The 9,530-nt window shown below is 62.5% G+C and carries 4 protein-coding genes; all 4 read right to left on the bottom strand.

Annotated features, from left to right (window positions below; all coding sequences use genetic code 11):
- Positions 1-43: 43 nt before the first annotated feature.
- The 4 genes from AC11W3_RS01725 to asnB all read right to left on the bottom strand — a co-directional run bounded on the left by AC11W3_RS01725 (position 44) and on the right by asnB (position 9,512).
- The gene (locus AC11W3_RS01725; protein WP_484092386.1) at positions 44-2,743 is read right to left on the bottom strand and encodes a CmcI family methyltransferase; all 2,700 of its coding nucleotides are present in this window, start codon (positions 2,741-2,743) and stop codon (positions 44-46) included.
- 155 nt (positions 2,744-2,898) lie between these two features.
- Positions 2,899-5,136: an FkbM family methyltransferase gene (locus tag AC11W3_RS01730; protein ID WP_484089942.1), complete on the bottom strand. Its 2,238-nt coding sequence runs from the start codon at positions 5,134-5,136 to the stop codon at positions 2,899-2,901.
- 619 nt (positions 5,137-5,755) lie between these two features.
- Complete coding sequence (locus AC11W3_RS01735; RefSeq protein ID WP_484092387.1) at positions 5,756-7,801, bottom strand: TylF/MycF/NovP-related O-methyltransferase; 2,046 nt, start codon at positions 7,799-7,801, stop codon at positions 5,756-5,758.
- A gap of 10 nt (positions 7,802-7,811) precedes the next feature.
- Positions 7,812-9,512, bottom strand: coding sequence for an asparagine synthase (glutamine-hydrolyzing) (gene asnB / locus AC11W3_RS01740; RefSeq protein WP_484089944.1), 1,701 nt, complete (start codon positions 9,510-9,512; stop codon positions 7,812-7,814).
- Positions 9,513-9,530: the final 18 nt, after the last annotated feature.

Genomic DNA, 9,530 nt, shown 5'->3' on the forward strand with positions numbered 1-9,530 from the left:
TCGGCACGGCGGTTCACTGTGACGGCGTCGGATGCTCTTTCAACTAATCCACTACTGGCTTGCGATACGCACGCACAGTGGAAAAGACGCCTGGAATGATTGGGAGATGCGGCTGGGTCTGGGTCGGGTCGCTCGGATAGAGCAGCGGCAGCTCGATCTGCTGGCAGCGGTAGCTCTCTTCCATGAGCTCCCGGCAGGCCCGGCGGACCCCCGGCTCGCTGCCGTCATGGTGCTGGTGGATCGCGGCGCGGTTCTCCTCATCGAGCTCGGGCAAGTAGTCATGGAACACCATTATCCCTCCCGGCGCGAGCAGGGGGTAGTAATCCAGGATGTCCTGACGCACCCCTGCGTAAGCATGGTCGCCGTCCACGAAGATGAGTTCGGGGAGGGCGTCATCATCGAGTATCGCGCCCAAGCGCTTGGCGGCGTCGTGCGACAGCAGCGGCATATGCACCACGTCGCGGCTCAAAAGCTTTACGATTTCGTGGAACTGCGGGGTGCCCCCCGGCTCCACGCAGATCCCCTGGAATACCGCGCCCATCCGCGCCAACGCCTGGTGCTGCAGCAGCAGTGACGCGCCGCTGTAGGAGCCGATCTCCACGAAGCGCAGCGGCTTTTTCTTGCGCCCTCTGGAGAGGTGGTTGCGCACCAGGCTGTACAACTGGAAGCGCTCGTTCACCGACATCTGGCTTTCCACCCCCTTCTTGACCGGGTCGTCCTCATGGAACTCGCGGATCAGCTTCTTGTCCAGCAGATGGTTCTCCGGGTAGGGAGTGTTGCGCCGAGTGGGGAACACCAGGCTCCCCGGCACCCGGGCCGCCACCAGATCCGGATTGGGGGCGGTACGCTGCAGGAACCCGTTGGTGCACCAGGTCAGGTTGTAGCCGAAGTAGTCGCAGTAACGCCCTTCGATCTCATAGGAGCCGGCGTGGCGCCCCAGGAACTCCTTGAGGGCCAGGTGCGGCCCGCTGGAGCAGCTCGGGTCCTGGGCGAGGTCCGAGATGATGCCGTCCTCGATCACGATGGTCTCCCCCTGGTCCAGGTAGCGATGGAAAAAGGAGAGCACATGCGAGCTGGTCTCATAGGAGTGGTCGGCGTCCTCGATCACCAGCAGCGGCCGGGGCAGGGTGTGCATTAACTCGGGCGAGATGCTCTCGGCCAGGTCCCGCCCGTCCCCCTGCAGGAAGGTCACCCTGGGGTGGGATACCTTCTTCACGCCGACGATGTCCAGGGAGTAGATGTGGCCGTCGATGCCGAAGTTGTCAAGCATGTCACCCAGCCACAGGGCGCTGCCGCCGTCCTTGGAACCGATCTCAATGATGGTGCGCGGCTTCTTGTCCCAGAGCAGGATCGGGTAGATGGCGAAATCAAAGGGGTTCTTGATCATGGGCACGCCGCGGTAACTGTAGTTGTGGCTGGTGTTCTGGATCTCCAGCAGGGTCTCGCGCGGCAGCGAGGTATTGTAGCTACGCTGCGAGGTCGGGATCATCGGGCGCGGCGGCTTGATCAGCGCCTGGTTGAGCTGGGCCTGCATCTGGCGCGCCTCGGCGTGCCCCGGATTCAGCGCCATTTCGTGCCCCACAGCCTCGAGCGCCTCCGCCACCGACACCTTCACGGCAGGCCCCTTAAGAACCAGGTGTTTCCGAATGAGCCGGTCCAGTTCCCCCGCGCGCATCTCCATCGAGTACTCCCGCAGGCAGCGCTCCTGGCCGCGCCGGGCTATCTCCTCCCGCTCCGCCGGATGCCTCAGGTAATGGTTAATCTTTTCGATGAGTTCACCCGGTCCGCTGAAGGTCTCGATTTCCCGTCCCACCTCGAAGTATTCGCCTAGATTTTCGAACCTTTCGGTGAGGAGGAAACGTCCGCAACCGGTGGCCTCAATGATGCGCATGTTGGCGGTTTCCTTGCCGGAAAGATCGATCATGCTGCCGGTGACGGGGTCCTTGGCCACGTGGGTGGCACGGGCATCGAAAACGATCCTTCCTGCGGCCAGGGCTCGGTGCATGTCGACGCCAAAGACCGCCTCCCTGCTGCAGACCGCCACTTCGGGGGGGAGGTCGTTGCCCAGCAGATTAAAGCTGGCGGAAAAGCCGTGGGTTCTGGAGGCCCTCGCGATCTGGCGAAGGTACTCGTTTCTGTTGCCGTGCTGGCCGGGGTTCCACTGACCGGAGAAGACGACGTCGTGCTCGACTGGCACCTTCCCGATCACATCGTTTGCCCAGGCGGGGTAGCCCGGGAAGAAGCACTCGGCGTGCCTTGCCCCGAGCTTCAGCGCGAAGCGGCGCAGTGCGCCCAATCCCGAGAGAATGAGGTCGAACTCGGACCAGTCCGTGCCGTCGTTGATCACCGCCGCCCGCCACCCCAGGATCAGCTTCGGCTTCCAGGACAGTGACCTGACAAAGCGGCTATCGAAGGCGATGGAGTCGGAGAGGTAGAGGACGTCGGGCTTGATCATTTCCACCTGCATGCGAGCGGCGTCAAAGACGGTGATTTCCGAGGTCCCGAGGTCGGCGACCTGCTCGTTGAGCCAGCGCAGCTGCGTCGGCTGGCAGTTGGCCACCACCAGGGTGCTGTCGTAGCCGTAGGCTCCGAGGTAGGGGGCGAAAAGGTGGGCCGCAGAGAAGCCGTCCATCACCAGCGCACGCATCTGCTCGTCGTAGCTCTGCTGCGCGAGGCCGGGCCTTTTGGCATAGAAGCTTTCGAGGTATACGGGATAGAAGGTATGAATCTGCAGGAATTTCATAATAGTTCCGTGGTTGGGTTAGGGATGCTGGTCCTTCGCCAGCTTCCAGGTGCCTGGCCTGCGTATTTCCTGAAATTTCTCCACGGTCAGCATCGTCTTTGCTGTTTTCTGGGACCTCCGGTCTTGGCGAGGAGTTGCGCGGTGCCGCTGATGCACTAGCTGGTGCTTCCGGTAGCCCGGAATCCTCTGCTGGAGAATTTGCTGCCTGAAGGTCCTGCACCCTGGCTGGCCGGCGCGGGGCTCTCCGGGAGAGTTGCGTCGCGTAGGAGGACCTCGCTGTCCCACGGATCGAAAGGGATGAGCCGCTGGAGCGAAAGGCTGGGACGGAAGAAGGCGCTCCCGCCGGTATTGAGCATGCAGGCGGCGAAGGAGAAGGAGCTGTTCGATATGGCGGTGACGTCACACCTGGAAAGGAGATAGAAATCGGGATAGAACTCGGCCCCCTGCAAGGCGATGCCGAGGGTGCGGATAGTCACCGGGCGGTAGGGCGCGAAGTCGGCCAGCACCTCGTCGGGCTCGTCGCTCGCGATGAAGAGCACCGGGTCGTCGAGGGTCGGCCAGATCTCCTGCAGCCAATCCAGGTACCACCGGTTCGGCGCCACGAAGAAGTAGCCGTAGCCGTAGTCCCCTCGTCTCAGGTGCAGACCGACCACCGTCCTGCCCAGCGAGGAGAGCGTACGGTAGACCTCGTCGAGGACTTTTTTCAGGGGCGGGACGGGCTGGAAGAGTGTCCTGAAGAACTCCCTGTGAGCCCTGTAGTAGCTTGTGTGGTACTGGAAGTAGCCCCAGAAATCGACTCCTTTGAATGGGGCGGGGCTGTTCGGCATCACCGCCTCTAGCATAAGGCTGGACCGCTCCTCGAAGAGGGGGCGCTGGCGGGAGATGGGAGGGTCCTTATGGCCGAAGAGCTGCTGGCCTATCCATGGCGGCGTCTCGTACGACAGCATGTGCTTGAGCGTGTAGGTCCTCAGGAAGGCGTACTGGAAGATCTGGTTGGCGAACCGGCCGTTCGTGCCGAGACTGGACATGCTCACCACCCCTCGCTTCACGTAGAAACCATCTCCCCAACTGGGATGGTATGGCGTGGTCGTTGCCACCCTCTCGAAACCGCGCTCCTCCAGGAAGACGTCCAGCTCCCAGACGGTCGCGCACCCCTCGTACAGCTCGTCATAGTTGATCTCGCTGTTGATCGCCTCGATATGGGCGAGGGTCTTCTCGCCTCCCTTCAGCGCGATAAGCTCAGCGCCCTGGATATCGATGTTGATAATGTTGTAGTGGGTGGTATCGAGCCCTAACTCCCCCATCAGGGAGTCCAGAGTCCGGCAGGGTACGGTGACGGTCTTTTCCTCGACGATGTCGGGATAGATCTCCCGGTGGCGCTTGAGCGGCAGGATAGAGCTGCTCTGGTCCATCGAGGTGACGTGCAGGGTGGCGGTTCCGTCGTGGTCAGCGACCGCGCACTGGACGGCGAGGACCCCGGGGGCAGCGCCAACGGCGGCCGCCAGCCTCTGGTAGGTCTCCGGATTGGCCTCCACGAAAAGCACCCTTTCCGCCCCCATCTGGAGGTACTTTTCGAGTTCCCCCCCTTCGTGCGCTCCGATGTGAATGACACCGCGGGGTCTGATCCTGTGCTTTAGCAGCAGCGCCCTCAGGTTGAGCATCTTCGGGGGAAGTCCAAGGTAGCTTGGGACCAGCCGCTCGTTAACCGCCAGGAAGTTGGAGTACTCGAAATTCTCGTACTCCTCCCGGAAGACCGGAAGGTACTCAACACCTCCCGGAGCGATCTTGAAGATCCCGTAACGGTGGGACTCCATTAGCTCGAAGACAGTCCGTAGCGTGATGCCGGCATCGAGGTACGTGCCCCCGTACTCGAACTGGACGTGGTCTATGCCTCCCCTCTGCAACATCCTCTGCGCTCCGAGAAGGACGTCGAGCTCTGCCCCCTCGGTGTCAACCTTCATGAAGTCGATGTGCTGGATGCGCTTACTATCACAGTACGAGTCGATGCTGGTCACCGGAACAGTGAGGGTGCGGGCTTCTTTCAGGCCGGCTTCCTTTTCGGCGCGCTTTCTTCGGTAGAAGGTGCTCCAAGAGGAGGCGTCATCATAGTAGATGAAAGAGCGTTCTCCTGGTGCGCGTCCGATGCCGACGCAGTTCGCTGTCATCGCCCCTGACCGTAACTCCGGCGCCAGCTTTTCGCGCAGCACCCGGTCGGTAGCCGGCACCGGCTCGAAGGAGTGAACCTGCACATCGCTTTGGTGTCGGAAGACAAGGGCGCTCCAGTCGCCTACGTTGGCCCCTATATCGAAAACCACCGCTCCCTTGCGGATAAAGCGCCGCACTACCTCTGTCTCTCCATCAGCTGAAAAAAGCTCACCGGTCTCCTCAGACATATTCAAGTTCTCTCGGTTCACTTAAAGGCTCCTGAAGGCGTCTTGCATGTTCATCGCAACTGCCTGGGCAGCAAAGGGTTGAGGTCTGAGGGAGAGGGTCTTTACGTCTGCACTCTGCAAGGCGGTTCATGGCACCTTACGCCGTGGTGGAGGTGCAAGCGAATAGAGGCAATACGATTACCAATCTCACATTAGCAGCAAGTTATGTGCCCGCCATGGAACGGTGGGGGGAGCGGACCACGATGGAGGGTCTGCGAGGAGAGCCGCAGCAGGTCGAGCCCCCTTTGGAGCCGTAAAAGGACGGGATTTGGCAGGTGTACAGGGTAGGATTCAAAGACACAGACCCGATCGTTTGCTGGGTCACTGCCAGGAGGATCCGAGGGCACAGAGACAGATTAGACAAATTTATGACAGAAAGAGCGGCGGCGGGCAAAGGATGACGTCAAAGTTTTGGAGCCTTGCGGGGGGACTGAGCTTGCGGGGATAACGGCAAAAGTGGCGGAACGAAGGCGGGGGTGGCGACAAACTATGGGAGGCCATCCGAGGGACGGGAGAAATCCCGGAAGTTGGCGGTTTCGCAGCACCGCCAACTTCCGGGATTGAGGTGAAGCAGGAGCGGCTAGGCGGCCTTCTTGAACCAGACGCCGTTGCCGTCGATGCTGTTGATGGAGAAGGTGATGCCGCGCTCCTGCTCGAATTCGTGCAGGGCCTTGCCGCAACCTTTCCAGTAGCCGTAGTCGTCGAACTGGATCATGGCCTGGGGATGGATCTGGTCGTAGAAGTTCTGAAGGATGGTCCGGGTCGATTCGTACCAGTCGGAGTCGATATGGATGAAGGCGACCTCTCCCACCAGCGAATGGATCCTCGGCAGCGTTTCCTCGTAGTACCCCTTCACCGGCTTCACCACCGGAAGGACTCCGAGCTTGCCGGCTATCTCGAGGAGGCTGTCTACCGGGGCGGCACAGGTCCCGGTACCCCACCCCGTCTCTTCCGCGCCCATCCCGCGTCCGACTTCGACGTCGTTTTCACCCGGTTCCGGCATCCCTGAGAAGGAGTCGAAGGAATAAAGGGTGCGGGGACGCTTGCTGTACTTCTTGATCACGTAAGCCATGAGCGCGGAGGAGCCGCCGGCCGCGACGCCGCACTCGACGAAGTTGCCGGGTATGTCGTTTTCGCAGACGTGCTTGGTCAGCTGAAACAGCGAATAGAGCCTCAACTCGCCGAGCATGCTGTAGGGCCTGATCATGTTGAGGAGCTGCTGGAATTCAGGGTCGAATTCGAAGTACTGGGCCGGTGCCCCCTGGACCGATTCGAACTGCTGAAGCAGGACGGCGGCCTCCTTGTTTTCCGGGAAGAATCTCAGCTCTTCGAGGAGCGCCTGCTTGGCTGCCATCGGCTGGTCCATGGAGATGAAGCAGTGGGCCCGCAGGAAGTCGAGCCCCTGGAGCGGCTTTTTCAGGGCCTTGGCCTGGATCAGGACCTCGAAGGCCTCGGCCACCCGCTTCTCCGCCATCAGTTTCTCCGCCCGCGCTTTCAGCCCTGCGACGTCCTCCGCGCGCTCCCGGCGCGGCGCTCCCAGCCCCAGCTGCTTGCGCAGCAGGGCATCGAGTTCCTCTGCTCTTCTCTCCATCGAGTACTCCCTCAGGCAGCGTTCCTGCCCCCGTCGTGCGATCTCCTCGCGCTCCTTGTCGTGATCCAGGTAGTAGAGGATCTTGTCGTTCAGCTCGCCCTGGCTGCGGTAGCTCTCCACCTCGCGGCCGGGCTCGAAATAGTCGTGCAGGTCGTCCTTGTGGTCGGTCAGCAGGAACGATCCCACCCCGGTGGTCTCGAAAAGCCTCATGTTGCCGGACTGGCCGTTCGCGAGGTCGATATGGGCGTTGAGGACGACCTTCCCCCGGGCCGTGGCGCGGAACATGTCCATGCCCCAGACCGCGCCCCTGTCGTTCATGACGATCCCGGCGGGGAGGTCCTGGCCGGCGATCTTGCCGATGAAATAGGCCAGGGAAAGAGGATTCTCCTTCTGCAGCGGGAGCTTGGCGAGCTCGGCCAGGATCTGGAAGCGCCGCGAGTGCTGCCCGGAGAGCTGCCCCGAGAACATCACGTCGTAGCGTTTCGGCTCGTTGGCCAGCTCGCGCGCGATGCGGGTCGGGAAGCCCGGGATGAAGAAGGAACTCTCCTTGGCCCCGAGTGACTGCGCCTTGCCCAGCGTCTCATGGTGGTTGGATATGATCAGGTTGAAGCCTTTCCAGTCGGTCCCGTGGGGGATCTCGGCGGCCCGCCAGCCCATCACCACCCGCGGCTTGAAGGGGAGCCAGTCGAGGAAGCGGGCGTCGAAGGTGATGGGGTCGGTGAGATAGAGGACATCGGGCCGGAAGGCGCAGATCTGCTCGCGCACCACCTCGTAGATCCAGTGGTTGGCCCCGGTCAGCTCCTTCCCCTCTTCCTGCAGCCACCTTTGCTGGGCGAAGGGATTGTTGGCGATCACCAGCTTGCTCTCGAAGCCGTGCGCCGGCAGGTAGGGGGTGAAGAGGTGCGGCGAGGCGAAGCCGTCCTCGAGGATCAGGTCGATCTGCCTCTGGAAGCTCTGCTGCTCCAGACCGGTGCGGTTGCGGTAGAACTCCTCGAGATACGGCTCGTAAAAGGTGTGTACCTGCATGAATTTCATAGGTCGTCCTCTAAAAGTGATCCAGCGGGATGCGCTCTACGAAGAGCATCTGCCAGATGGCCATGTTCATCAGGGTCCAGAAATGGAGGCTTTCGCCCCAGTGTTGCATGGTCCAGGCTTTGGACCGGCAGCGGGAGAGGATCTCCCCTTTCAACCTGGGGCCGTCCCAGAAAGGCGAGTCGGTCCAGAGGGGGTGCTGCACCACCTTCTCGATGAGCGGCACCATCCCGCCGTTGAACCACTCGATCATCGGGGAGTTGAAGCCGATCTTGGAGGTGCGGGTGCGGATCCGCTCCGGCATGATCCCCTTCAGGGCGTCGCGCAGGATCCTCTTGGTGAAGCCGCCACCGATCTTGGCCTCGGCGTCGAGGGCGAAGGCGAAGGTGACCAGCCGCCAGTCCATGAGCGGCATGCGCACCTCGATCCCGTGCGCCATCGAGCAGCGATCATAGTTGCGCAGGATCGCCGGGAGCAGGGTGTGGTGGAAGTCCTGGTAGAGGTTGTCGTTGACCTTCCCCATGGGCCAGTCCAGGTACCAGGTGTAGCCGCAGAGGAGCTCGTCGCCGCCGTGCCCGTCGAGGGAGACGTAGACGCCGGCCTTGCGCATCTCGCGGTAGAGGGAGAGGACCGGGACGGCGACCCCGCCGTAGACCTCCTCCATGTGCCAGACGCTCTCCAGCACATGTTTCGCCGCCTCCTCCTGGTCGAAGACCGAGTAAAGGGGCTTGGCGCCGGTGTGGCGGACCGCCTCCTCCGCGTATTCCCGCTCGTCGATGGCGGTGCCGGGGAAGGTGGCCACGAAGGCCCGCTGCCAGTCCGCCGGGCAGCGCTCCAGGCTCTCCCGGTTGCGCCCGTGCAGGTGGGCCATGGTGGAGGCGATGGCGGTGGAGTCGACGCCGCCGGAGAGGCAGCTTCCGACGGCGACGTCGCTGCGCATGCGGATCGCCACGGCGTCGAGGAGAATCTCGCGGAAACGCTCGACCTGGTCCTCGTAACTGGACGGGACCTCGGGGAGGTGGTCCCGAGTCTCCCACCAGCGGGCGATTGTGGCCTGGCCGTTGCCGGCCACGGTGAGCGAGCAGCCAGCGGGGAGGCGCTTGACGCCGGCCATGATGGTCTGGTCGGTGCTCCCCTCGTAGGCGTAGGAGTTACCCAGCACCTTGGGAGCCAGCTCCCGGTCGAGGGAGGGACGGAAACCCTCCAGCGCCAGGAAGGACTTGAGCTCCGAGGCGAAGGCGAGCGCATTGTTGAAGCCGGCGTAGTAGAGCGGCTTGATGCCGAAGCGGTCCCGGCAAAGGAAGAGGGTCCGCTCGCGGCAGTTCCAGATGGCGAAGGCCCACATCCCGTTGAATTTCAGCAGCGCCCGCTCCCCCCACTGGGCGTAGGCCGCCACCACCACCTCGGTATCGGTCAGCGAGCGGAAGCGGTGGCCCAGTGCCTCCAGCTCCCTTTTCAGCTCCAGGAAGTTGTAGACCTCGCCGTTGTAGGTGATGACGTAGCGGCCGCCGTCGGGGGCGACGTACTCCATTGGGCAGCGCCCGGCGTCGGAGAGATCGAGGATGGCGAGGCGGCGGTGTCCCAGGGCCAGGTTATGGTCCAGGTACGTCCCGCGCCCGTCCGGGCCCCGATGGGCCACGGTATCGGTGAAGCGGTCGATCTCTTTCTGGGAGACGACGCTGTTAAAGCTGTAGATGCCGGCAATTCCGCACATGATTCACCCTTTCATGAT

It is taken from the genome of Geomonas sp., assembly GCF_056994735.1.

Bases quoted from the DNA above. Each gene is read 5' to 3' on its own strand.
- AC11W3_RS01725 (WP_484092386.1), bottom strand. From the start codon at position 2,743: ATGAAATTCCTGCAGATTCATACCTTCTATCCCGTATACCTCGAAAGC.
- AC11W3_RS01730 (WP_484089942.1), bottom strand. From the start codon at position 5,136: ATGTCTGAGGAGACCGGTGAGCTTTTTTCAGCTGATGGAGAGACAGAG.
- AC11W3_RS01735 (WP_484092387.1), bottom strand. From the start codon at position 7,801: ATGAAATTCATGCAGGTACACACCTTTTACGAGCCGTATCTCGAGGAG.
- asnB (WP_484089944.1), bottom strand. From the start codon at position 9,512: ATGTGCGGAATTGCCGGCATCTACAGCTTTAACAGCGTCGTCTCCCAG.